The following is a 24688-nucleotide window of genomic DNA, read 5'->3' on the forward strand; positions in this document are numbered from 1 at the left end:
AGAACGCGCGATCCCGGCCGTCCGGTTCCCGCCGCCCGCCACCCCGGGCCGCCCCGTACCCTGGTGGGGCTATGACTGAGACCCCGCGCCCCCGCACCCGACCCCTCCGGGTCCTCGCCGCCATGTCGGGCGGAGTGGACTCCGCCGTCGCCGCCGCCCGCGCCGTCGAAGCCGGCCACGACGTGACCGGCGTGCACCTCGCCCTCTCCGCGAACCCGCAGTCCTTCCGTACGGGCGCGCGCGGCTGCTGCACCATCGAGGACTCCCGCGACGCGCGCCGGGCCGCCGACGTCATCGGCATCCCCTTCTACGTGTGGGACCTCGCCGAGCGCTTCCGCGCCGACGTCGTCGACGACTTCGTCGCCGAGTACGAGGCCGGCCGCACCCCCAACCCCTGCCTGCGCTGCAACGAGAAGATCAAGTTCGCGGCGCTCCTCGACAAGGCGCTCGCCCTCGGCTTCGACGCGGTCTGCACCGGCCACTACGCCACCGTCGTCCTCGCCGAGAACGGCACCCGCGAGCTGCACCGCGCCTCCGACATGGCCAAGGACCAGTCGTACGTGCTCGGCGTCCTCGACGAGAAGCAGCTCGCCCACGCCCTGTTCCCGCTCGGCGACACCCTCACCACCAAGGACGAGATCCGGGCCGAGGCCGAGCGGCGCGGCCTCGCCGTCGCCAAGAAGCCCGACAGCCACGACATCTGCTTCATCGCCGACGGCGACACCCAGGGCTTCCTCGCCACCCGCCTCGGCCGCGCCGAGGGCGACATCGTCGACGAGACGGGCGCCAAGCTGGGCACCCACGAGGGCGCGTACGGCTTCACCATCGGCCAGCGCAAGGGCCTGCGCATCGGCCACCCGGCCGCCGACGGCAAGCCCCGCTACGTCCTCGACATCTCGCCCGTGGACAACACGGTCACCGTCGGCCCCGCCGAGTCCCTCGACGTCACCGCCCTCACCGCCATCAAGCCCCGCTGGTGCGGCACCGCCCCCGAGGGCCCCGGCCGCTACACCGCCCAGCTCCGCGCCCACGGCGGCGAGACGCCCGTCGACGCGGCCCTGGCGGACGGCGAGCTGAGGGTGACCTTCGACGAGCCCGTCCGCGGCGTCGCCCCCGGCCAGGCCATCGTGCTGTACGACGGCACCCGCGTGGTCGGCTCGGCGACCATCGCGACGACGGTACGGCGCCCGGCCGCCACCACCCGGTAGCCCCCGGCGGAGGGGGCGGGGGAGCGAAGGGGGCGCGGCTCAGGCCACGTCCTCCGCCGCCTCCGCCGCCTCCGTCACGAACTCCGCCAGCACCGGCGCCAGCACGTGCGGGGCCACCTCGTGCGTCTGGCCCGTCAGGGTGCGGTGCCGGGCCCGGGGCAGGAAGACCGACAGCGCCCGCGCCGCCCGCCGGACCGGCGCCGGGCTGGCGCCCCCGTCGACCACCAGCACGCGCGCGTGCACCTCGGGCGGCACCCCGTCGCCCACCACCGCGCAGTCGTACGCGAGCGTGCGCGCGTCCGCCGCCTCCCCCGGTACGGGCAGCGGGGCGTCCGCCAGGAACAGGCCCAGCGCCGCCTCCCGCTCCCCCCGCCCCAGCAGCTCCGCGACCCGGCGCCGCCGGGCCGCCGCCTCCGCCGCGTACGGCGGCTCGAACACCGACACCGCGCCCACCGGCACCCCCGCCGCCGCGGCGGCCAGCGCCAGCGCGCCCCCCGTCCCGGCGCCGTGCACGGCCGCCCCGGGCCCGGCGGCCGCCAGCACCGCCGCCAGGTCCTCGAACTCCCGCTCCACCGCGTACGGCCCCGTGTCGCCGCTCCCGCCGCGTCCCCGCCGGTCGTACACGAACACCGGGAAGCGCCGCGCCAGCAGCCGGGCCAGCGGCACCTCGGCGGCGGCCGTCCGCAGCGCCCCGCTCACCAGCACCACCGCGGGCCCGGCCGCGTCCCCCGCCCCGTACCGCTCGTACGCGATCGTCGTTCCGTCGCGCGACACGACCCGGCCCCCGAGTCCGCGCGCCCTGGTCTTCACCTCGTCCATGGCAGGGCAGACCGACCGCCCCGCCGGAACTCATCGGCGCGGCGCGAGAATTCCTTGAAGAAACCTAAAGACGCAGGTCAGGGGCGGATAAAAAGTTTCCGGGGCCGCCCGGGGGTGGCCTACCGTGAGGCCATGAACATCTGCGTCTTCCTCTCCGCCGCCGACCTCTCCGAGCGCTACACCGCCCCCGCCCGCGAGTTCGCCGGCCTCCTCGGCAAGGCCGGCCACACCCTCGTCTGGGGCGGCTCCGACACCGGCCTGATGAAGGTCGTCGCCGACGGCGTGCAGGAGGCCGGCGGCCGCCTCGTCGGCGTCTCCGTCGACTTCCTCGCCGCCAAGGCCCGCCCGAACGCCGACGAGATGACCATCGCCGGGGACCTCGCCGAGCGGAAGGCGCTCCTCCTCGCCAAGTCCGACGCGATCGTCGTCATGGTCGGCGGCACCGGCACCCTCGACGAGGCCACCGAGATCCTGGAGCTCAAGAAGCACGGCAAGCACACCAAGCCCGTCGTCCTCCTCAACACCGCCGGTTTCTACGACGGCCTCAAGGTCCAGTTCCAGCGCATGGAGGACGAGGGCTTCCTCCCCCGCCCCCTCGCCGACCTGGCCTTCTTCGCCGAGGACGGGGCGGAGGCGCTGTCCTACCTGGAGTCCGCCCTCCGCTGACCCGGCGGTGGCCGGATCACGCTGCGTGACGAAGCACGCCATGATCCCGCTCGCTTACCGTGACGGAAGTCGTACTTTCGGTCACGGGGAGTGGTGGGGTCATGGGTGTCGCGCAGTGCTGGAAGGAAGCCGCGGGGGAGGGGGCCGGAGCCTCCGGCCGCCTCCGGCACGGCGACGGCCCCTGGACGGGCGCCTCCCGCACGGCGGGCGCCCTGCGCACCAGCACCGAGGCCGGCCGCGCCGCCCTCGGCCCCGGCCACGAGGGCGTGGAGACGGGCGCCGCAGGGCTCGCCGCGCTCGCCGAACTCACCGTCGTCCGCCGCTCCTGGGAGGCCCGCCTCGGAGCCGTACGCGACGAATGCGAGGCGCTCCAGGGGGCGTTGCTCGCGGTCGCACGGGAACTGGGGGAGACCGACACCTCAGTCAGGAGCGCCCTCGCCTCGATCGACACGAAGACTCCCGCTGACGCGAAGGCCCCCGCCGACGCGCGGGCCCCGATCGACGTGCGGGCCTCGCTCGCTGCCGGGCCGGGGGAGCGGCGGTGAGCGGCGGCCTCACCTGGCAGCGGCTGCGCGACCTCGGCACCTCCGAACTCACCGAGGCGGGCGACGCCTGGCACCGCGTCTCGAACCGCGCCGACGCCGACCGGACCCGCGTCGACCGGGCCATGACCGCGAAGCTCCGCGAGACGCAGGAGGGCGAAGCCGCCGAGGCGGCCCTCCACCGGCTCCGCCGCCTCAGCCGCAACTTCCAGTACCTGCACGGCGAATGCGGCCTCGTCCGCACCACGCTCAACGGCCTCGCCGCCGAACTCGCGGAACCCCGGCGCCGCCTGCGCGACGCCCTCGTGGACGCCGCCGCCCACGGACTCACCATCCACGACGACGGCTCCGTCGGCTACCCCGCCGCCGAGGTCACCGACCTCACCGGCACCACGAGGAACGCCCCCGGGGGCACCGTCCGGGGCACCGTCCTCCTCCCCCTCGACCCCCGGCCCCTCGGCGCTCCCCCGGCGGACTTCCCGGGCTTCGCCCCGCCCAACCCCGGGCAGGCACGGGCCCAGGAGGTGGCGGACCGCATCGCCCGCGCCCTCCGCTCCGCCACCGAGATCGACACCCGCTACGCCAGGGCCCTCGCCGCCCTCAAGGCAGAGCGGGGCCTCGACGTCACCGAGGCCACCCTCAGGGACGTCCGCGCCGACACCGCGGGCGTCCGGACGGCGGCCGACCGGTACCTCGACGCCACCGTCCCCCGGGACGCGAGCCCCGCCGACCGCAGGCGCTGGTGGGACGGCCTCACGGACGAACAGCGCCGGGAGTACCTGGAGATCGCCCCCGACCTGATCGGCGGCCTCGACGGCATCCCGGCGGCGGTCCGCGACGAGGCCAACCGCACCCGCCTCCCGCTCCTCATCGACGAACTCTCCCGCCGCGACGACGACGACGCGCGCACGAAGTTGACGGCCCTGCGCATGATTCAGGACAAGTTGAGCGAGCCGAGCAACCCGCCGATGTACCTCCTCGGCATCGGCACCGAGGGCAACGGCCGCGCGATCATCTCGTACGGCGACCCGGACGCGTCCAGGAACGTGTCGGCGTATGTGCCGGGGCTGGGGACGAAGCTCGACGAGGAGTTCGTGAAGGACACGATGAAACGAGCGGAGGACACGGCCATCGGAGCCCGTGACGTGGACCCCTCCAGCGCCTCGATCATCTGGCTCGGGTACGACGCTCCGCAGCTCGTGGACGTCATTGCGAGGGGCGACGCCCAGCGGGGCGCCCCGGCCTACAACGAGTTCATGGCGGGCCTTTCCGCGACCAACCAGAACGCGGATCCCCACCTGACGGCGATCGGCCACTCCTACGGTTCGCTCACCGTGGGCACCGCTGCCCAGCGGCCCGGCGGCATTCCGGGGGCCGATGACATCATCCTGCTCGGCAGCCCCGGAGTGGACGCGCAGAGGGCTGAGGAACTCGGAGTCGGCAAGGACCACGTCTTCGTCGGCGCCGCCGACAACGACCCGGTCACCCACCTGCCAAGCAAGGACGAGGCAGCCATGGGCTTCTTCTCGGGAGGGCCGGCGGGCGTTCTGGTCGCCCGCGACCTCTTCGACGTCGGTGACGACGACGTGTACTTCGGCAAGGATCCGGCGAGCGGGGCGTTCGACGCCCGCCGTTTCAAGGTCGACGACGGGCCGGAGATGATCCGGGAGAGGGGTGGCTTCGATGCCCACTCCCAGTACTTCACGCCGAAACTCGACCGGGAGTCCGCGGAGAACATCGCCCTGATCGTCGGTGGGAAGTCCGGAGAGATCACCACGGAGGAGCACCGATGAATCGATCACGACGCGTGGCCCGGGTCGCTCTTCCGCTGATCCTGAGCGGCGCGACGCTTGCGGGGTGCGGAACTCTCACCGGTGAAGGAGCCACGGCAGACATGAACATGCAAGAGGCGGCGGACCGCGCGGACGCCATTCTGGACGGGACGTTGAAGGCCGTCGTACCGGAGGTCCAGTGGGCGCACCACACCTGGACCAGCGGAAGCTGTACGGTCACGCGGCGGCGGAAGGTGATGACGATCATCTCCGAGGAACGGCGGGGCAACTTCCTGGGCGTTATCGAGCGTCACTGGAAGAGAAGCGGCTACGAGATCTTCGGTGTGAATGCCAGCAGGGAGATGCCGGCCATCTTCGCCAAGACGTCCGACGGATTCCAGGTTTCTTTGAGCGTCAAGTACAAGGGGCAGGCGGTCTTTACGATCGACACTCCGTGCGTCGAGGAATCCGACGTAGCCGACCCCGCCTCCAAGCCCAACGGCCCCGCCTACCCCTACGGCGAGATCCCCACCCCCCACGTCCACTCCGACTTCTGGTCCGCCACCGCACCCGCCCCCGCCTCCTCCTGAGGCGCAGGTGGGAGCATGGGGGCATGGCTACTCATGTGATCACCGGGGCCGGTTCCGGCATCGGCGCGGCCGTCGCGCGGCGGTTGCACGCGCGCGGGGACGAACTCGTGCTGCACGCGCGCGACGCGGGCCGCGCCAAGGAGCTGGCAGTCGAGTTCCCCGGCGCCCGGACCCTGGTCGGGGACCTCGCGGACCCGGACCGGCTCTCCTGGGCCTTCTCCCACCAGAGCCTGCCCGACCGGGTGGACTCGCTGCTGCACGTCGCCGGTGTCGTGGACCTCGGCACGGTCGGCGAGCTCACCCCCAAGACGTGGCACCACCAGCTGAACGTCAACCTGATCGCCCCCGCCGAGCTGACCCGCCACTTCCTGCCCCAGCTCCGCGTCTCCCAGGGCCACGTCCTCTTCGTGAACTCCGGCGCCGGGCTCAACGCGCACGCCCAGTGGAGCGCGTACGCCGCCTCCAAGCACGGCCTCAAGGCCCTCGCGGACTCCCTGCGCCACGAGGAGCACGCCAACGGGGTCCGGGTCACCACCGTCTACCCCGGCCGCACCGCCGGCCCCATGCAGGCCAAGGTGCACCAGCAGGAGGGCAAGGAGTACGACGCGGCGCGGTGGATCGACCCCGAGTCCGTGGCCACCACGATCGTGATGGCGCTCGACCTGCCGCGCGACGCCGAGGTCAACGACCTGACGGTCCGGCCGGGACGGTAGGGGCGGAGACATGAGCGAGACCAAGCCGTGGGGACCGGCCACCGGCGTCGGTTCCCTGCCCGGCGGCGACGCCCGGGAGGCCGCCAAGACGGTCACCGGCAGCTTCGAGGACTTCCCCTTCCTCGCCGAGCTGCCCGCCCGGGGACCCGGCGCCGACATGATCGGCCGCACCCTGGGGATGCTCGTCGACCTGTACGCGCACGTGGAGCCCAGCGGCTGGCGGATCAGCGACCGGCCCGGCCGCGACACCCGGCGCGCCCGCTCCTGGCTCGGCGAGGACCTGGACGCCCTGGAGGAGTTCACCCAGGGCTACGAGGGACCGCTCAAGGTCCAGGCGGTCGGGCCGTGGACGCTCGCCGCCGCCCTCGAACTGCGCGGCGGCGAGGCCGCCCTGGGCGACCCGGGGGCCTGCCGAGACCTGGCGGCCTCGCTCGCCGAGGGCCTGCGCGGGCACCTCGCGGAGATCGCCAAGCGGGTCCCCGGCGCCCGGATCGTGCTCCAGCTCGACGAGCCCTCCCTCACCGCCGTCCTCCTCGGCCAGATCCGCACGGCCAGCGGCTACCGCACCCACCGGGCCGTCGACCGGCAGGTCGTGGAGGCCGCCCTGCGGGACGTGATCGGCGTCCACGACGGTCCGGTCACGGTCCATTCCTGCGCCCCCGGCGTGCCGTTCGCCCTGCTCCGCCGGGCCGGTGCGGCCGGGATCTCGTTCGACTTCGGTCTCCTCACCGACCGTGACGAGGAGCCGATCGGGGAGGCGGTGGAGGCCGGGACGACCCTCTTCGCCGGTGTGGTGCCGTCCACCGACACCGCATTGTCGGACCCGGGCGGTAGCGTCATGGGTGTCAGGACGCTGTGGCGGCGGCTGGGGCTGAATCCGGGGACTCTCGCCGAGTCCGTGGTCATCACCCCGGCGTGCGGTCTCGCGGGCGCCTCGCCCGCCTACGCGCGGGCGGCGCTCGCCCACTGCGTCCGGGCGGCGAGATCGCTCGCGGACAACCCAGAGTGACCGGGTTCTGAAGGTACGGGAGGACGGACGAAGGTGGCAGTCGAACAGGGGGCCCTGCCCGACGGGCCGGAGGGCCTGCCCGCGGAGGCGCGGGAGAAGCACGCCGAGCTGGCCGAGCAGGTCGAGGAGCACCGCTTCCGGTACTACGTGAAGGACCAGCCGGTCGTCAGCGACGCGGAGTTCGACCGGCTCCTGCGCGCCCTGGAGGCGCTGGAGGAGGAGCACCCGGAGCTGCGCACGCCCGACTCGCCGACCCAGAAGGTGGCGGGGCAGTACGAGACCGAGTTCACCGCCGTCGAGCACCACGAGCGGATGCTGTCCCTGGACAACGCCTTCGACGAGGAGGAGCTGGCCGCCTGGGCCGAGCGGGTCGCGCGGGACGTCGGCACCCCCGACTACCACCTCCTGTGCGAGCTGAAGGTGGACGGCCTCGCCGTCAACCTGACGTACGAGCACGGGCGGCTCACCCGGGCCGCCACCCGGGGCGACGGCCGCACCGGCGAGGACATCACGCCCAACGTGCGGACGATCGCCGACATCCCCGAGCGCCTGAAGGGCGACCGGATCCCGGAGCTGGTCGAGATCCGCGGCGAGGTCTACTTCCCGATGGAGGACTTCGAGGCGCTCAACGCCCGCCTGGTGGAGGCCGGCGACAAGCCCTTCGCCAACCCGCGCAACGCGGCGGCGGGTTCGCTGCGCCAGAAGGACCCCAAGGTCACCGCGAGCCGGCCGCTCCACATGGTCGTCCACGGCATCGGCGCCCGCCAGGGCTTCGAGATCGGCCGCCTCTCGGAGGCGTACGCGCTGCTGCACGCGTGGGGCCTGCCCACCTCCGGGCACAACCGGGTGGTCGACTCCCTCGACGGCGTACGGGACTTCATCGCGCACTACGGCGAGAACCGCCACTCCGTCGAGCACGAGATCGACGGCGTCGTCGTCAAGCTCGACGAGATCCCCCTCCAGGGCCGGCTCGGCTCCACCGCGCGCGCCCCGCGCTGGGCCATCGCCTGGAAGTATGCCCCGGAGGAGGTCAACACCAAGCTGGTCGACATCAAGGTCGGCGTCGGCCGCACCGGCCGCGTCACCCCCTACGCCCAGGTCGAGCCGGTCACCGTGGCCGGCTCCGAGGTCGAGTTCGCCACCCTCCACAACCAGGAGGTGGTCAAGGCCAAGGGCGTCCTCATCGGCGACACCGTCGTGCTCCGCAAGGCCGGCGACGTCATCCCCGAGATCCTCGGCCCGGTCGTCGACCTGCGGGACGGCACCGAGCGGGAGTTCGTGATGCCGGCCGAGTGCCCCGAGTGCGGCACGGCGCTGAAGCCGATGAAGGAGGGCGACATCGACCTCCGCTGTCCGAACGCCCGGAGCTGCCCGGCCCAGCTGCGCGAGCGGCTGTTCTTCCTCGCCGGCCGCCAGTGCCTGGACATCGAGAACTTCGGCGCGGTGGCCGCCGCCGCCCTCACCCAGCCCCTGGAGCCGGCCGAGCCGCCGCTCACCGACGAGGGCGACCTCTTCGACCTCACCATCGAGCGGCTGCTGCCGATCAAGGCGTACGTCCTCGACCCGGACAGCGGACTGCCCAAGCGGGACCCGAAGACCGGCGAGGAGAAGATCGTCACCGTCTTCGCCAACCAGAAGGGCGAGCCGAAGAAGAACGCCCTCGCCATGCTGGAGAACATCGCGGCGGCGAAGACCCGCCCGCTGGCCCGCTTCCTCAACGGGCTCTCCATCCGCCACGTCGGCCCCGTCGCCGCCGAGGCGCTCGCCCGCGAGTTCCGCTCCCTGGAGCGGATCGAGCAGGCCACCGAGGAGGAGCTGGCCGCCGTCGACGGCGTCGGCGGGATCATCGCCGCCGCCGTGAAGCAGTGGTTCACCGAGGAATGGCACCGCGAGATCGTGCGGAAGTGGCGCGCCGCCGGCGTCGTCCTGGAGGACGAGGGCGCCGGGGAGGACGAGGGCCCGCGCCCCCTGGAGGGGCTCACGGTCGTCGTCACCGGCACCCTGGAGCAGTTCACCCGGGATGGCGCAAAAGAATCCCTCCAGAGCCGCGGAGCCAAGGTCACCGGTTCCGTTTCGAAGAAGACCTCCTTCGTCGTCGTCGGGGAGAACCCGGGATCCAAGTACGACAAGGCGATGCAGGCGAAGGTTCCGGTTCTCGACGAGGAAGGCTTCATGATCCTGCTCGAACAGGGGCCCGAGGCCGCCCGGGAGGCCGCACAGCCGATCGAGGAGTAGGCTCCCGCCACCCTCGTACGGCCCCCCGCGGCTCACCCGTTCGACGCATACCAGATCGTGACGGGTGGCCCGGCCGCATTCGGGCAAGAGAGGGAGAGCGCTGCCCGCCGGGGCCCTCGGCGGCCTAGTCTGGTGACCGTGCGTCCCGTCCCGCACAGCCGCGCGAGGGCTCTGCGCGGCCGTGCGCCCGGACGAACGGCCCGGCGCCCTGCGTCCCCGCCCCTTTCCGCCGGCGGGGCGCACGACGGACGGCCGGACGCCACCACGGCCGCCTCGCCGCGGCCCATCGGACAGCGACGGCACCGCCGCCTGCGAGAGGGACGGGAATGGAACCGACCGAGAGTGCAGCCCCGGTGCCACGGCCACGCGGCCGGGTGCTCCCCGGGGGCTTCACCGGCCTGCCGGCCGCCGTGGTGGGCACCGCCGCCGCCGTGCTCGTCACCGCGCTCCAACGGGCCCTGGGCACCGGCCTCCCGCTCTTCCCCGGCGGCGTGACGGGCTGGTCCCTCGCCCTGCTCACCGGACTCATCGTCGGCCACCTCGTCGCCCTCGGCCGCGAGCGCTGGTGGGGCGGCACCGGCTCCGGCGCCGCCCTCACCCTCGCCGTCCTCCTGCTGTACGGCTGGGTGCCCGCCGGGCTCGTCTCGCTCACCGTCGTCGTCCTGGTCAGCGCCGCCCGCCGGCACCGCTGGCGGCAGGGCCTGCTGCACGGCTCCGCCGACATCCTCGGCGTCGCCGCCGCCGCCCTCGTCCTCGCCCTCTTCGGCGACGCCCCCACCGTCCACCAGCCCTGGCACCCCCTCGACTGGCGGATCGCCGACGTCCCGGAGATCGTGCTCGCCGCCGCGGTCTACCTCCTCGCGACCCGGCTCCTGCTGTGGTACACGCTCTCCCCGCCCGGCCGCGGCCTGCCCACCGTCGCCCGCACCGCCCTCCTCCGCCAGGGCCTCGTCGCCGTCGCCCTCCTCGGCATCGCCCCGCTGATCTGCGTCGTCGCCGCCGCCTTCCCGGTCCTCCTGCCGCTCTTCGCGATCCCCCTGATCGCCCTCGACTCCACCCTCTGGATCGCCCGCGCGCGGGCCGAGGAGCAGCTCCGCGACCCGCTCACCGGCCTCCCCAACCGCCAGTGGCTCCTGGAGCGCACCTGGACCGCCCTGGAGGACGCCGAGGGCGAGCGGGTCCGCACCGCCCTCGTCCTCATCGACCTGGACCGCTTCCGCGCGGTCAACGACACCCTCGGCCACCTCGCCGGCGACCGGCTCCTCCTCCAGGTCGCCGAACGGCTCCGGCTCGCCCTCCCGCGCGGCGCCGAGGCCGCCCGGCTCGGCGGCGACGAGTTCGCCGTCCTGCTGCCCGCCGCCGACTCCACCACCAGCGCCCAGCGGGTCGCCCGCCACCTCGTCGCCGAACTCTCCTCCCCGCTCGACCTCGACGGACTCACCCTCGTCCTGGAGGCCAGCGCGGGCGTCGCCGTCTTCCCCGAGCACGCCGCCGACGCCGAGGGCCTGCTGCGCCGCGCCGACGTCGCCATGTACCAGGCCAAGCGGGACCGCACCGGCGTCGAGGTGTACGAGTCCAAGCGGGACTCCAACACCCCCGACCGGCTCGGCCTCCTCGGCGACCTGCGCCGCGCCCTCGACTCCGGCGAGGTCGAGCTCCACTACCAGCCCAAGGTCCGCTTCGACGGGCAGGTCGCCGGTCTCGAAGCGCTCGTCCGCTGGGTCCACCCGGAGCGCGGAAAGGTTCCGCCGGACGAGTTCATCGCCATCGCCGAGACCTCCGGCCTGATGCCGCACCTCACCGAGTACGTCCTGGAGACCGCCCTCGCCCAGGTCGCCCGCTGGCGCGCCCAGGGCCTGGAGGTCCCGGTCGCCGTCAACGTCTCGCCGCGCGACGTCCACACCCCCGGCTTCGCCGGCGCCGTCGCCGCCCGGCTCGCCCGCCACGGCGTCCCGGCCGGCTCCCTCCAGCTGGAGATAACGGAGCACGTCCTCCTGGAGGACCCCCAGCGCGCCGCCGACACCCTGAACGGCCTCACCGGCCACGGCGTCAAGATGTCCCTCGACGACTTCGGCACCGGCTACTCCTCCCTCGTCCACCTGCGCCGGCTCCCCGTCAGCGAACTGAAGATCGACCGCTCCTTCGTGGCCCGGCTCGCCGTGGACACCGAGGACGCCGAGATCGTCCGCTGCACCGTGGACCTCGCCCACTCCCTCGGCCTGCTCGTCGTCGCCGAGGGCGTCGAGGACGACGAGACCTGGGAACGGCTGCGCGACCTGGGCTGCGACGCCGTCCAGGGCTGGCTGGTCTCGGCCGCCATGCCGCCCGCCGAGACCACCGCCTGGCTGCTCGCCCGCGGCGAGCACGGCTGGCGCCGGACCGCCGGGACCACCCCCGCCCTCGGCCTCGGACAGACCCCCGGACACGTCGTGCAGTGACCCCGGACGGGCCCTCCGGGGCCCGCCCGGGGTCCGCTCCGGGCCTTTCCGGGGCGGCCGTTTCACGGGCAGCGGCCCGGTCCCCATAGGATTGGGCCCACACCATCAGACTCACCCCAGAGGATCGCTGCATGCCTGGCATCACGCGCGAGGAGGTCGCACACCTCGCTCGGCTGGCGCGTCTGGAACTCGCCGACGAGGAACTCGACCACTTCGCCGGTCAGCTCGACGACATCATCGGTGCGGTAGCCCGCGTCTCCGAGGTCGCCGAGCAGGACGTCCCGCCGACCTCCCACCCGCTGCCGCTGACGAACGTCATGCGCGCGGACGAGGTCCGTCCGTCGCTCACCCCCGAGCAGGCGCTCTCCGGCGCCCCCGCACAGGAACAGCAGCGTTTCAAGGTGCCGCAGATCCTGGGGGAGGACTGACCATGACGGACATCATCAAGCTCACCGCCGCCGAGATCGCCGCGCGGATCGCCTCCGGCGACCTCACCGCGGTCGAGGTGACCGAGGCCCACCTGGCCCGCATCGACGCCGTGGACGAGAAGGTCCACGCCTTCCTGCACGTCGACCGCGAGGGCGCGCTCGCGCAGGCCCGCGCCGTCGACGAGAAGCGCGCCCGAGGCGAGAAGCTCGGCCCGCTGGCCGGCGTCCCGCTCGCCCTCAAGGACATCTTCACGACCCGGGGCGTGCCCACCACGGTCGGCTCGAAGATGCTGGAGGGCTGGATCCCGCCGTACGACGCGACGCTGGTCAAGCGCCTCAAGGCCGCCGACGTCGTCATCCTCGGCAAGACCAACATGGACGAGTTCGCCATGGGCTCCTCCACCGAGAACAGCGCCTACGGCCCCACCGGCAACCCCTGGGACCTGACCCGGATCCCCGGCGGCTCCGGCGGCGGCTCCTCGGCGGCGCTCGCGGCCTACCAGGCCCCGCTGGCCATCGGCACGGACACCGGCGGCTCCATCCGCCAGCCCGCCGCCGTTACCGGCACCGTCGGCGTCAAGCCCACCTACGGCGCGGTCTCCCGCTACGGCATGGTGGCCTTCTCCTCCTCCCTCGACCAGGGCGGCCCCTGTGCCCGCACGGTCCTGGACGCGGCCCTGCTGCACGAGGCGATCGCCGGCCACGACCCGCTCGACTCCACCTCGATCGACCTGCCGGTCCCGCCCGTGGTCGAGGCCGCGCGCAACGGCTCGGTGGCCGGGATGCGGGTCGGCGTCGTCAAGCAGTTCCGCGGCGAGGGCTACCAGGCCGGCGTCATGCAGCGCTTCGACGAGTCCGTCGAGCTGCTGAAGGAGCTGGGCGCCGAGATCGTCGAGCTGGACTGCCCGACCTTCGACCTGGCCCTGTCGGCGTACTACCTGATCGCGCCGTCCGAGTGCTCGTCCAACCTGGCCCGCTTCGACGGCCTGCGCTACGGCCTGCGCGCCGGCGACGACGGCACCCGCTCCGCCGAGGACGTCACCGCCCTGACCCGCGAGGCCGGCTTCGGCCCCGAGGTGAAGCGCCGCATCATCCTCGGCACCTACGCGCTGAGCTCCGGCTACTACGACGCGTGGTTCGGCTCGGCCCAGAAGGTCCGCACCCTCATCACCCGCGAGTTCGAGAACGCCTTCGAGCAGGTCGACGTGATCGTCTCCCCGACGACGCCGACCACCGCCTTCCCGATCGGCGAGCGCGCCGACGACCCGATGGCGATGTACCTCGCGGACCTGTGCACCATCCCGACCAACCTGGCCGGCAACGCCGCCATGTCGCTGCCCTGCGGCCTGGCGCCGGAGGACGGCCTCCCGGTCGGGCTGCAGATCATCGCCCCCGCCATGCAGGACGACCGGCTCTACAAGGTCGGTGCCGCCGTCGAGGCCGCCTTCGTGGAAAAGTGGGGTCACCCGCTGATCGAGGAGGCTCCGTCGCTGTGAGTACCAGTGCACTGCAGAAGGCCAAGGGCTTCAAGAAGTCCAGGACCGGCACGTACCTGTCCATGGGCACCACCGCGTTCGGCGCCGTCGCCGTGACGAAGCAGATCAAGAAGGCCCGTGCCGAGCACGACACGCTGAAGCTCGTCGACGCCGTCGTGTCCGCCGCCGCCATCGTCACCGGCCTCGCGATCCTGTACCGCGAGCTGAAGCGCCTCGGCGACGACGACGTCCTGCTGGGCTGAGAGGGAAAGTTCCACCGTGACTGTCACTGAACTGCTGTCGTACGAGGCGGCACTGGCCTCGTACGACCCCGTCATGGGCCTGGAGGTCCATGTCGAGCTCGGCACGAAGACCAAGATGTTCTGCGGCTGCTCGACCGAGCTGGGCGCCGAGCCCAACGCGCAGACCTGCCCGACCTGTCTCGGCCTGCCCGGCGCCCTGCCGGTCGTCAACGAGATCGGCGTCGAGTCCGCCATCAAGATCGGCCTCGCGCTGCACTGCGAGATCGCCGAGTGGTGCCGCTTCGCCCGGAAGAACTACTTCTATCCGGACATGCCGAAGAACTTCCAGACCTCCCAGTACGACGAGCCGATCGCCTTCAACGGCTACCTGGACGTCCAGCTGGAGGACGGCGAGGTCTTCCGCGTGGAGATCGAGCGCGCCCACATGGAGGAGGACACCGGCAAGTCCACCCACATCGGTGGCGCGACCGGCCGCATCCACGGCGCCTCGCACTCGCTGCTCGACTACAACCGGGCCGGCATCCCGCTCATCGAGATCGTCACCAAGCCGATCGAGGGCGCGGGCGAGCGGGCCCCCGAGGTCGCCAAGGCGTACGTGGCCGAGCTGCGCGAGCTGATCCGCGCCCTGGGCGTCTCCGAGGCGCGCATGGACAAGGGCCAGATGCGCTGCGACGTCAACCTGTCGCTGCGGCCGAACGGCACCACGACCTTCGGCACCCGCTCGGAGACGAAGAACGTCAACTCGCTGCGCTCCGTGGAGCGGGCGGCGCGCTTCGAGATCCAGCGGCACGCGGCGGTCCTGGAGTCCGGCGGCACGATCATCCAGGAGACCCGTCACTTCCACGAGGACGACGGCTCCACCACCTCCGGCCGCATCAAGGACAACGCCGAGGACTACCGCTACTTCCCGGAGCCGGACCTGGTCCCGGTCGCCCCGGCCCGCGCGTGGGTCGAGGAGCTGCGCGCGGGGCTGCCCGAGCTGCCCCGGGTGCGCCGCAACCGGCTGCGCGAGGAGTGGGGCGTCTCCGAGCAGGAGATGCAGTCCATCCTCAACGCGGGCGCGGTCGACGCGATCGTCGCCACCGTCGAGGCGGGCGCCGACGCGGCCTCCGCGCGCAAGTGGTGGATGGGCGAGCTCGCCCGCAACGCCAACGAGAAGGGCGTCTCCCTGGAGGAGCTGCCCATCACGCCGGCGGACGTCGCCCGGGTCTCGGCCCTGGTGGCGGGCGGCGACCTCAACGACAAGCTGGCCCGCCAGGTCATCGAGGGCGTCCTCGCGGGCGAGGGCGCGCCGGACGAGGTCGTCGAGAAGCGCGGTCTGAAGGTCGTCTCCGACGACGGCGCGCTCGGCACGGCCGTCGACGAGGCCATCGCGGGCAACGCGGCCATCGCGGACAAGATCCGCGGCGGCAAGGTCGCGGCGGTCGGCGCGCTGGTCGGCGCGGTCATGAAGGCCACCCGTGGCCAGGCCGACGCGGCGAAGGTCAAGGACCTGATCCTGGAGAAGCTGGGCGTCAGCGAGGGCTGATCCGCTTCCCGTACGCACCAAGGGGGTGGCCCCGCACCGGAGTTCCGGTGCGGGGCCACCCCCTTCGGCGGTGCCGGGCGGGTCAGCGCAGCAGCATCGGGGCGGCGATGACGCCGTTGCCGGAGTCGGTGCAGGTCGCCTCGACCTTGAGCCGCAGCCGCAGGGCGCCCTCGACCTTCAGGGAGGCGGCGATCGGCTTGCCGAGGTGCACGGTCTCGTTGAAGAGGGCGGGCTTGTCGTCGATGGAGACGACGATCCGCGCGGTCTCGATGCGGGAGCCGTCGTCGACGCCGGCCGTGAACCGGAAGGTCTTCCACTCCCGGTTGAGGTCGTACTCGACGTAGGCGCCGCCGTAGCAGTCGCCGATCAGGGCGGAGCCGTACTCCTTCGTGTTGATCTTGGAGCTGCCGATCTCGAAGTCGTCCGGGTCGCTGACGGAGGCGAGCGTGGTCAGGTCGGCCTCGGTGGCGTCCGGTACGGCGCCGGGGGCGACCGACGGGCTGCCGCTGGTGGCGGGATCGGTCGGTTCCTCCGATGCGGGCTCCGTGCCGGGCTCCTCCGTCGGCTGCTCGGTGGAGGGGTCGGCGGAGGGCTGCTCCGTGGTCGTGGGGGCGGTCGGGGTTCCGGAACCCGCGCCCTTGGCGCCCGCCTCCCCGGCGTCCTTCTTGGCGAGCAGCTGCACGCCGACCACCGCGAGGACGGCGATCAGGAGGACCCCGGCGACGGAACCGGTCACGAGCCCCTTGCGGCCCTTGCGCGGCGCGGACGGCTGCGGCCCGGTCGGCGCGCCGACGGCCGCCGTGCCCGCCGTCGGATGCCCGTGGCCCGGGGCGCCGTACGCCTGGTCGCCGTAGGGCGGGTTCCCGTACGCGGGGGTGCCGTGGCCCGGGGTGCCGTACGCGGGGACACCGGCGGTCGGCGGCCCGTACGGGCCCTGCCCCGCGTCGTACCCGCCCGCCGGGGTGACGGGCGCCCCGAAACCGGCCGGTGCCGGGGCGGCCGGTTCCGGCGCGGACGCGGCGACCGGCTCCGGCGCGGGAGCGGGCGGAGGCGTGGGCGCGGCGGTCGCCGTCGGGGGCTGGGCGGGCGGGGCCGGTACGGCGTCCTGGGGCGGCGCGTCCTGCGGCGCGGTGTCCGGCGGCGCCACCGGCGGCGGCGGTACGGCCGGGGCCCCGGCGGGCGGCGGGGGCACGGCGTCCTGCGGCCCGGCCGGGGCGTCGGCGGGCAGCGGCGGCACCGCGGCCGGGGCGTCGGACGGCAGGGGCGGCACCGCGTCGCGCGGGCCCGCCGGGCGGGAGGTCGTCGTGGTGGAGACGACTCCGTGCCGGACCTCCTTCACCCACGCGGACAGCGACAGCGGCCGGCGGTCCGCGTCGGCCGCCGTGATCGCCAGCACCCGGCGGCGCTGCTCCTCCGGCAGCCCGGCGATCTGCGGCACCGCGCCGAGGGCGGCGGCGAGCTGCTCGGGGGCGGTCGGCGGGGACTGGCCGCTCAGCAGGAAGTAGGCGATGGCCCCGAAGGCGTACCGGTCGGTGGCCGGGGTCCGCTTCCCCTCGAAGATCTCCGGCGCCGCGTACCCCGGGGTGAACCACACCTCGGCGGTCTGGTGGTCGGCGGTCAGCTTGCTGAGGCCGAAGTCGACGAGGGTGGCCTGGCCGTGCTCGTCCACCATGACGTTGCCGGGGGAGAGGTCGCCGTGGACCACGATCCGGCCGGACGGGGTGGCCTTGCCGGAGTGCAGCCAGTCGAGGACGTCCGCCAGCTGCTCCAGCGTCCGCATCACCTCGCGCCGCTCGGCGGGCGTGGTCAGGGTCCGCTCGGCCCGCCAGTCGCGCAGGTCGAGCCCGTCGACGTGGTTCATGACGAGGACGAGCGCCCGGCCGGTGAGGGTGTCGGACTCGCCGGGCCGGTGGATGGGCGAGCCCTGGAAGTGCTCGCGCACCCCGACCACGCCCGGCCGGCTGACGAAGCGCAGCAGTTCCGCCTGCTCGTTCCACTTCCGGCTGACCCGCTCGAAGATCTCCGGCGTGATCGTCGTCTTGGAGTCGAGGACCTTCACGACGACCGGCTCGGTGCCGCCCGCGAGTTCGATCTCGGCGAGATAGAGGACCGCCTCCCCGCCGCGCCCGATCGAGCGGAGCAGCCGGTAGCGGTCCGGCGCGGAGTCCGGCCCGATGTGATGTGCAGTTCTGCTCAATGTTCCCCCACGACACCCGAGTTGGCAGGGAATCAGCTTGCCGTTCGGGAAGAGCCGGGGTCAACCGAGACGGACGGCGGCCCCGCCCGCCGCGACGCGCCCGGCCCCGGGGGCGGCGGGCCGGGGCCGGGAGCTTCACAGATGCGCACATCGTGTGCAGGGCTCCCCGCTTGTGCCACCGGGGCCTTTCACGGGCGGGCGGGCGCGGGGGAGGATGCCGCCGGGGGCGGCGCGTGGCCGTATTGCTACGGTGAAGAGGCCCGGACCGCGACGGCGGCCGGGCGGCCGGCCGCGGGCCGCACGGGGAGGGGACCCGCACCGGCCCGCACCGCCACCGCCCCGCCCCGCCGGAACCGGCCGAACGAGGGAGCAGGATGTCCTGGGACGAGTGGGAGAGCCTCAAGGCGGAGGCGGCTCAGCGGCAGTCGACCCGGATGCGGTTGAACGGAGCCCCCGCCTCGCCCGGCGGCTCGGGCGACCTGGTCGTGAACGACGACGACCTCGGGGCGATCGGCCACGACGCGTACCTGCTGCACGGCCGGCTGTCCAAGGACGGCGACAAAGCCCGGCCGTCGACCTTCGACGCCTCGATCGCCCTCCTGAACGGCAACTTCGTCAGCGGGTCGGAGCTGCTCAAGGTGCACGACCGGTGGAACACCCAGCTGCGCACGCTCCTGGACGCCTGCGCGCGGATCTCCAACCACCTCGACTACAGCAAGTCGACCCATGCCAAGGACGACGCGGACATCCAGGGCGAGCTCATGGCCGTGTCCAAGATCGACGAGCACTTCAAGTAAGACGAAGCCTTCTGGACAGCGGTAGCGGTAGGACGTGGGGGGAAGCACGGTGCTGACATTCGACGACGTGGTCAACGCGCCCGTGGCCAAGCTGAAGCAGGCCGTGGACGACTGGACGACGATGGTCACCGACCTGGGGAAGCTGGCCGACGAGGCCAGGGACGGCATGCAGGCCAAGACCGACCGGGCCCAGTGGGCGGGCGTCAACTCCGACGTCACCCGGCCCTTCATCGCCAAGACCACCAAGGAGTTCGGCGACGCGCGGGCCCAGGCCGAGGGCATCAAGCTGATCCTCGCCGACGCCCACACCTCCTTCAAGACCGCCAAGGACGCGCTGGTCAGGATCAGGGACGAGGAGGGCCCGGCCGCCGGCGTCCACGTGGACGCCCAGGGCAAGGTCACCCCCCGGTACGACCTCCAGGACGACGTGGCGGCCCGCCACGACCCCGACTACCCCGAGGCCCTGCGCAAGCAGAAGGAGGCCGTCGCCTCCTGGCAGCGCAAGATAGACCGGATCGTCGAGGACTGCTCCGACGCCGACGACTCCCTGAAGCGCGCGCTCGCGGCGAACGTGAAGGACGACCACAACTTCAGCGCCCCGAAGTACAAGACGCTCGACGCCGAGCAGGTCGACCGGGCCGCCGAACTCCTCAAGCAGGTCACCGGCGACGGCGGCACGGCGCGCAACGTGGAGGCGCTGAAGGAACTCGAAGACCTGATGGACGACAACCGCGACGACCCCGAGTTCGCGACCGCGTTCTTCCGGAAGGTCGGCGCCGAGGGCACCCTCGACGCGTACGCCACGATGGCGCTCGACTCCACCTCCCTCGGCCCGGCCGGCCAGAGCCGGGCCGACCTGGTCCGCAACATCCAGGGCGACATGGGCGCCATGCTCGGCCTGGCCACCCAGCAGTCCACGCCGAACCATCTCGACATCACATGGACCAAGGAGCTCCTCCAGGCCGGTCGTAAGGAGCTCGACGTCCCCGGTGTCGGCTTCGCGAAGATCTACGGCTATCAGGCGCTGGGCAGCCTCCTCAGGGAGGGTGACTACGACAAGGACTTCCTGCTCGCGGTCGGCCGGGACATGGTCGCCCTGGACAAGCAGAACCCGGGCATGTGGTCCGAGTCCCTGCCCATGGACATGAAGGCCCGTATCAACCTGGACGAGACGGGCGGCAAGGGCTTCAACCCGCTCACCGGCCTGATGGAGGCCATGGCGCAGAACCCCGCCGCCTCCGCCGCCTTCTTCGACGACGCGATCCGCGAGGACACGAACAAGGACGGCATCGTCACCATCGAGGACGATCCGATCAAGGGCAAGGGCGCGCAGGACGTCGTCGACTACATGCTGGACAAGAAGCCGTCCGACGACTGGTACGACATGGTCTCGTACGAGGAGCAGCACCCCGGCCAGCAGGCCATGGGCAACGCCCTGGAGGCGGCGGTCACCGGCCGGGTGCCGGGCGACGAGGACGCGCCGTCGGTCTCCCACACCAAGACCATGGCCAGCGTCATGGAGAAGGTCGTCGCGAAGATCGGCGAGTCCCCGGACCTCGCCTCCGGCGACGGCCCGCTCAGCGGCATCGCCCCGAACCTCGGCAACATGGCCGCCGAGTACATGCCGGACCTCCAGGCCACCGCCGAGAACGGCGCGGAGCGGATCAAGCCCTTCGGTGAGAAGGCCGAGTTCGAGAAGGACGTGATGGCGCAGTTCCTCGGCTCGGTCGGCCAGGACCCCCAGGCGTACGGCGCGATCACCAACGCCCAGCAGGCGTACACCACGGCGCTCGTCTCGGACGTCTTCCAGAACCCGGAGAAGTACAGCGACACCGGCGAGGCCGTGCGCAACGCCGTCCACCCGGGCGGCGAGATCGCGGGCATGATGAGCGAGGCGCGGGCCCAGGCCGTCGTCGACGCGGCGGCCCGTGAGGACAGCGAGTACAACGAGAGCGTCGCGGAGAACTCGAAGTGGGCGAACCGCGTGATCGACCTCGTCGGGGCCAAGTACATCGAGATGCTGCCGGTGGGTGGCGATGTCATCGGTTGGATCAAGGAAGACATCAGCGAGTCCCTCGTGGAGAACGCGAAGCAGGACACAGTCGGGCCGGCCCGTAGGGAAGCCGCGTCGGACTACACGCAGGCTGAGAAGTTCGCCAAGGTCTCCGCCGCGCTCGCCGTGGAGCGGGCGGGGACGGCGGCCGGGCTCACGGACCAGCAGATCAAGGATTACCAGGGGTCCGCTTCGACCGAGACGGCTTCGGCGCACTCCATCGGTCGTGATTTCGCCGTCCTCCGGGTCTCGAAGGAGAAGTGATCGTGCACCGTTTTCCCCGTAATGCTGTGGCGATGTCGACAGCTGTGGTGGTGGCAGGTCTTCTGGCCGGCTGTTCGGCCGGTGAGGAGAAGGCCGCCCCGAAACTGCCCGAGCGCGTCTGCTGGGGCGGCGCGCTCACCGGCGGCGACGTGGCTTCCTTCCTGCCCGCCGGGGACAAGGTCGAGTTCCAGCCCCGGTCCGGCCTGCCCTTCGCTCTCACGGAGGACCGCAAGTCCCAGACCTGCACCCTCGACATCGACGGAAGGACGAGGTTCCAGGTCACCGCCAATCTGTGGAAGTTCGAGGACTCCATCGACTGGAGGTCGGTGGACTCGGCCAAGCCCAAGCCGCTCGACGTGGGAAAGAAGGGCATCATCTGGAACCACGGTGCCGCCTCCTACATCGTCTGCGAGCCCGCCAAGGATGCCGATACGCCGGGTAAGTACATCGACCTGGGCATCTATGTGGGCGACCCGTCCGACGAGGGCAAGCTCCAGGCCGCCCTGCCGAAGCTCATGAAGGAACTGGTCGCCTTCGCCCAGCGCGAGCTGAAGTGCCCTGCCGGAGCCGCCTCGTAACGGGCTTCCCTGTGCATGACATTACGTGACGGGTCGGGACCTTCCCCGTACCCCTGTGAGGATCGCCACGAAACGGGCAAACGATCACGTTTGGCTGCGACAGTGGGCCGCGAGCACCGATCCAGCAGGGAGCACGTCCATTGGCAGCCATCGCCCGATGGTGCGTCCGGCACCGTCTCGTCGTCGTCCTCCTGTGGTTCCTCGCGCTGGTCGGGGTCGGCGGCGCCGCCGCCTTCGCCGGCAGCGCGTACTCCAACGACTACGAGGCCCCCGGCACCGAGTCGGGGCGCGCCACCGCGCTCCTCGACCGGGGCTTCCAGGGCCTCGGCGGCGACACCGACACGATCGTCTGGCACACCGAGCGTGGCAGCGTCCGCGCCGACGCCGTGCAGGAGCGGATCGGGCCCGTGCTGGAGAAGGTGGCGGGGCTGCCCGGCGTCGCCGCCGTCACCTCCCCGTACGGCGACCGGGCGGCCCGGGGCCAGGTCAGCGAGGACGGCCGGACCGCGTACGCCACCGTCACCTTCCGCGAGCAGGCCGACGACATCCCCGTCGAGCAGGCCCGCGCCCTCGTCGACACGGCGAAGGCGGCGCAGACGGACGGCCTGCGGGTCGAGCTCGGCGGCAGCGCCGTCGCCCTCACCGAGGCCCCCGGCGCGCATCTGTCCGAGGCGGTCGGGGTCGCGGTCGCCGCGATCGTCCTCTTCCTGGCCTTCGGCTCCCTCGCCGCCTCCCTGCTGCCGATCGCGACCGCCCTGGTCAGCGTGGGCATCGCCGCCTCGGGCATCGTGCTCCTGGGCCACCTGATGACGGTCGCGGACTTCGCGCCCATGCTCGGCATGCTCATCGGCCTCGGCGTCGGCATCGACTACGCGCTGTTCATCGTCACCCGGCACCGCAAGGGCCTCAAACGCGGCCTGGGGGTCCCCGAGGCCGCCGAGACGGCCGTGGCCACCACCGGCCGCGCCGTGGTCTTCGCCGGTGCCACCGTCTGCATCGCCCTCCTCGGCATGCTCATCCTCCGGCTGAGCTTCCTCAACGGCGTCGCGATCGCGGCCTCGCTCACCGTGGTCCTCACCGTCGCCGCCTCGGTCACCCTGCTGCCCGCGCTGCTCGCGTACATCGGGCCGCGCGCCCTGTCCCGGCGCGAGCGCCGCGTCCTCGCCGAGCACGGCCCCCGGCCCGAGTCGCCGACCGGTCTCGCGGCCCGCTGGTCCGCCTTCGTCGAGCGGCACCCGAAGCTGCTGGGGGCGGTCGCCGCCGTCGTCATGACGGTCCTCGCGCTGCCCACCCTCTCGCTCCACCTGGGCACCTCCGACCAGGGCAACAACCCGGCCTCCGCCACCACCCGGCAGGCGTACGACCTGCTCGCCGACGGCTTCGGCCCCGGCGTCAACGGCCCCCTCACCCTCGTCGCGGGCATCGACGGCGCCGACGACCGGCTCGCCCTCGACCGGCTGCCGGCCGCGCTCTCGGCGGCCAAGGGCGTCGCCGAGGTCTCCCCGGTCACCTACAACGCCGCCGGTGACACCGCCCTGCTCACCGTCGTGCCCGACTCCGCGCCGCAGTCCCGGGACACCAGCGACCTCGTCGACCGGCTCCGCCAGGACGTGATCCCCACCGTGGCGGACGGCACCTCCCTGGAGGTGCACGTCGGCGGCATCACCGCCTCGTACGACGACTTCGCCGAGGTCGTCGTCGGCAAGCTGCCGCTGTTCGTCGGCGCCGTCGTCACCCTCGGCTGCCTGCTCCTGCTGCTGGCCTTCCGGTCGATCGGCATCCCGCTCAAGGCCGCCGCGATGAACGTCGCGGCCGTCGCCGCCGCCTTCGGGATCGTCGTCGCGGTCTTCCAGTGGGGCTGGGGCGCCGAGCTCCTCGGCCTGGGCAGCGCGGGCCCGATCGAACCCTTCCTCCCGGTGATCATGGTCTCGGTCCTCTTCGGCCTCTCCATGGACTACCAGGTCTTCCTGGTCAGCCGGATGTACGAGGAGTGGCTGGAGACCGGCGACAACCGGCGGGCCGTCCGGGTCGGCCTCGCCGAGACCAGCCGGGTGATCAACTCCGCGGCGGTCATCATGATCGCGGTCTTCCTCGCCTTCGTCCTCTCCGGCGACCGGGTCATCGCCATGTTCGGCATCGCGCTGGCCGCCGCCGTCGCCCTCGACGCCTTCGTCCTGCGGACCCTCCTCGTGCCCGCCCTCATGCACCTGCTCGGCGGCGCGAACTGGTGGCTGCCGAAGGGGCTCGACCGCGTCCTGCCCCGCATCAGCATCGAGCCGCCCGAGTGCCGGGCCGCCGCCGACGCCCGCGACGGCGACCGCACGACCGGGTCCACGGACGCCGCCGGTACGGAAGCCGCCGGAGCCCCCGCGGCCCGGGACGGCCGCACCGGAGCCCGTACGGAAGCCGCCGCCGGAGCCCGTACCGATGTCCGTACGGCCGTCCCGGAGGCGGACGCCCGTGCGAGGATTCCCGGGCAGCGCTCGACCGTACCGACCACGGAGGAGAACGACGATGTTCGCGACATCGCTGGGTGACGACGGCGCCGAGCTGCGGCCGCTGGAGCCGTGGCAGGCCGAGGAGTTCCTCGCCCACATGGACCGGGGCCGGGAGTTCGTCGGCGAGCACATCGCCCTCGCCGACGCCGTCCACGACCTCGACTCCGCCCGCGCCTTCCTCCGCGCCTACGCCGACAAGGCCGCGAGCGACACCGGCCGCCTGTACGGCATCTGGAGCGACGGCACCCTCGTCGGCGGCGTCCTCCTGCGCACCATGGACGTCGCCGCGGGCACCGCCGAGGCCGGCTGCTGGCTGGAGCCGTCCGCCGCCGGACGCGGCCTGATCACCCGGGCCTGCCGGCTCCTGATCGACTGGGTCGTCGAGGTCCGCGGCCTCCACCGCGTCGAATGGCTGGCCTCCTCGGAGAACGCCCCCAGCATCGCCGTCGCCCGCCGCCTCGGCATGACCCGCGAGGGCGTCCTGCGGGAGAACTACCCGCACCGGGGCGTCCGCACCGACACCGAGGTCTGGGCCGTCCTCGCCCCCGAATGGCGGGCCGCCCGGGGGGTTCCTTCAGGCGTACGGGGCGCCTAAGGACCCCCGGCACCCGGCCT

20 protein-coding genes are annotated in these 24688 nt (G+C 72.8%); 18 read left to right on the top strand and 2 right to left on the bottom strand.

Translation table 11 applies throughout. The features are described from left to right. Positions 1–71 precede the first annotated feature (71 nt). Complete coding sequence (gene mnmA / locus IE219_RS08315; RefSeq protein WP_189975908.1) at positions 72–1208, top strand: tRNA 2-thiouridine(34) synthase MnmA; 1137 nt, start codon at positions 72–74, stop codon at positions 1206–1208. A 39-nt stretch (positions 1209–1247) separates the two neighbouring features. Here the strand turns inward: mnmA and IE219_RS08320 are convergent, their stop codons facing one another. After that, on the bottom strand, positions 1248–2027 hold the full coding sequence (locus IE219_RS08320) for an alpha/beta fold hydrolase (RefSeq protein ID WP_189975909.1): 780 nt from the start codon (positions 2025–2027) through the stop codon (positions 1248–1250). Between the two features lie 132 nt (positions 2028–2159). Here IE219_RS08320 and IE219_RS08325 point away from each other — a divergent pair, with 132 nt between their 5' ends. The 12 genes from IE219_RS08325 (at position 2160) to gatB (ending at position 15686) form a co-directional block, all read left to right on the top strand. Next, entirely contained in the window at positions 2160–2693 is a 534-nt protein-coding gene (locus tag IE219_RS08325; RefSeq protein WP_189975910.1) for an LOG family protein, read from the top strand. Positions 2694–2794: 101 nt separating this feature from the next. Beyond that, positions 2795–3238: a hypothetical protein gene (locus IE219_RS08330; protein ID WP_189975911.1), complete on the top strand. Its 444-nt coding sequence runs from the start codon at positions 2795–2797 to the stop codon at positions 3236–3238. Continuing rightward, positions 3235–5028 (top strand): alpha/beta hydrolase, encoded by a 1794-nt coding sequence (locus IE219_RS08335; protein WP_189975912.1) that lies wholly within the window; start codon positions 3235–3237, stop codon positions 5026–5028. The genes IE219_RS08330 and IE219_RS08335 overlap by 4 nt, the downstream gene beginning before the upstream one ends. Before the next feature lie 101 nt (positions 5029–5129). Next, positions 5130–5597, top strand: a complete 468-nt coding sequence (locus IE219_RS08340; RefSeq protein ID WP_189975913.1) for a hypothetical protein — start codon at positions 5130–5132, stop codon at positions 5595–5597. Between the two features lie 23 nt (positions 5598–5620). Next, complete coding sequence (locus IE219_RS08345; protein WP_189975914.1) at positions 5621–6310, top strand: SDR family oxidoreductase; 690 nt, start codon at positions 5621–5623, stop codon at positions 6308–6310. A 10-nt stretch (positions 6311–6320) separates the two neighbouring features. Then, the gene (locus IE219_RS08350) at positions 6321–7319 is read left to right on the top strand and encodes a methionine synthase (protein WP_189975915.1); all 999 of its coding nucleotides are present in this window, start codon (positions 6321–6323) and stop codon (positions 7317–7319) included. A 33-nt stretch (positions 7320–7352) separates the two neighbouring features. Beyond that, the gene (gene ligA, locus IE219_RS08355) at positions 7353–9554 is read left to right on the top strand and encodes an NAD-dependent DNA ligase LigA (RefSeq protein ID WP_189975916.1); all 2202 of its coding nucleotides are present in this window, start codon (positions 7353–7355) and stop codon (positions 9552–9554) included. A 326-nt stretch (positions 9555–9880) separates the two neighbouring features. Continuing rightward, the gene (locus IE219_RS08360; RefSeq protein WP_189975917.1) at positions 9881–11992 is read left to right on the top strand and encodes a putative bifunctional diguanylate cyclase/phosphodiesterase; all 2112 of its coding nucleotides are present in this window, start codon (positions 9881–9883) and stop codon (positions 11990–11992) included. A 131-nt stretch (positions 11993–12123) separates the two neighbouring features. Then, the gene (gene gatC / locus IE219_RS08365; RefSeq protein ID WP_189975918.1) at positions 12124–12420 is read left to right on the top strand and encodes an Asp-tRNA(Asn)/Glu-tRNA(Gln) amidotransferase subunit GatC; all 297 of its coding nucleotides are present in this window, start codon (positions 12124–12126) and stop codon (positions 12418–12420) included. Between the two features lie 2 nt (positions 12421–12422). Then, positions 12423–13916, top strand: a complete 1494-nt coding sequence (gene gatA / locus IE219_RS08370; RefSeq protein ID WP_189975919.1) for an Asp-tRNA(Asn)/Glu-tRNA(Gln) amidotransferase subunit GatA — start codon at positions 12423–12425, stop codon at positions 13914–13916. Next, entirely contained in the window at positions 13913–14158 is a 246-nt protein-coding gene (locus IE219_RS08375) for a hypothetical protein (RefSeq protein ID WP_189975920.1), read from the top strand. The genes gatA and IE219_RS08375 overlap by 4 nt, the downstream gene beginning before the upstream one ends. A gap of 16 nt (positions 14159–14174) precedes the next feature. Beyond that, positions 14175–15686 carry an Asp-tRNA(Asn)/Glu-tRNA(Gln) amidotransferase subunit GatB gene (gene gatB, locus IE219_RS08380; protein ID WP_189975921.1) on the top strand — a complete coding sequence of 504 codons (1512 nt, stop codon included), beginning with the start codon at positions 14175–14177 and terminating at the stop codon, positions 15684–15686. Between the two features lie 82 nt (positions 15687–15768). Here the strand turns inward: gatB and IE219_RS08385 are convergent, their stop codons facing one another. Beyond that, a complete protein-coding gene (locus IE219_RS08385) occupies positions 15769–17883 on the bottom strand; it encodes a protein kinase domain-containing protein (RefSeq protein WP_189975922.1) in 2115 nt (704 codons plus the stop codon). A gap of 374 nt (positions 17884–18257) precedes the next feature. Here IE219_RS08385 and IE219_RS08390 point away from each other — a divergent pair, with 374 nt between their 5' ends. From IE219_RS08390 to IE219_RS08410, 5 genes are all read left to right on the top strand, one after another. Continuing rightward, complete coding sequence (locus IE219_RS08390) at positions 18258–18680, top strand: hypothetical protein (RefSeq protein ID WP_189975923.1); 423 nt, start codon at positions 18258–18260, stop codon at positions 18678–18680. A gap of 49 nt (positions 18681–18729) precedes the next feature. Further along, positions 18730–20997: a DUF6571 family protein gene (locus IE219_RS08395; protein ID WP_189975924.1), complete on the top strand. Its 2268-nt coding sequence runs from the start codon at positions 18730–18732 to the stop codon at positions 20995–20997. A gap of 32 nt (positions 20998–21029) precedes the next feature. Beyond that, positions 21030–21575, top strand: coding sequence for a hypothetical protein (locus tag IE219_RS08400; RefSeq protein WP_189975925.1), 546 nt, complete (start codon positions 21030–21032; stop codon positions 21573–21575). Positions 21576–21715: 140 nt separating this feature from the next. Further along, positions 21716–24112 carry an MMPL family transporter gene (locus IE219_RS08405; RefSeq protein ID WP_373298791.1) on the top strand — a complete coding sequence of 799 codons (2397 nt, stop codon included), beginning with the start codon at positions 21716–21718 and terminating at the stop codon, positions 24110–24112. Beyond that, positions 24090–24668 (top strand): GNAT family N-acetyltransferase, encoded by a 579-nt coding sequence (locus IE219_RS08410; protein WP_189975926.1) that lies wholly within the window; start codon positions 24090–24092, stop codon positions 24666–24668. Before IE219_RS08405 ends, IE219_RS08410 begins: the two co-directional genes overlap by 23 nt. Positions 24669–24688: the final 20 nt, after the last annotated feature.

The organism is Streptomyces termitum (assembly GCF_014650175.1).
In the GTDB taxonomy this organism is placed as follows: domain Bacteria; phylum Actinomycetota; class Actinomycetes; order Streptomycetales; family Streptomycetaceae; genus Streptomyces; species Streptomyces termitum.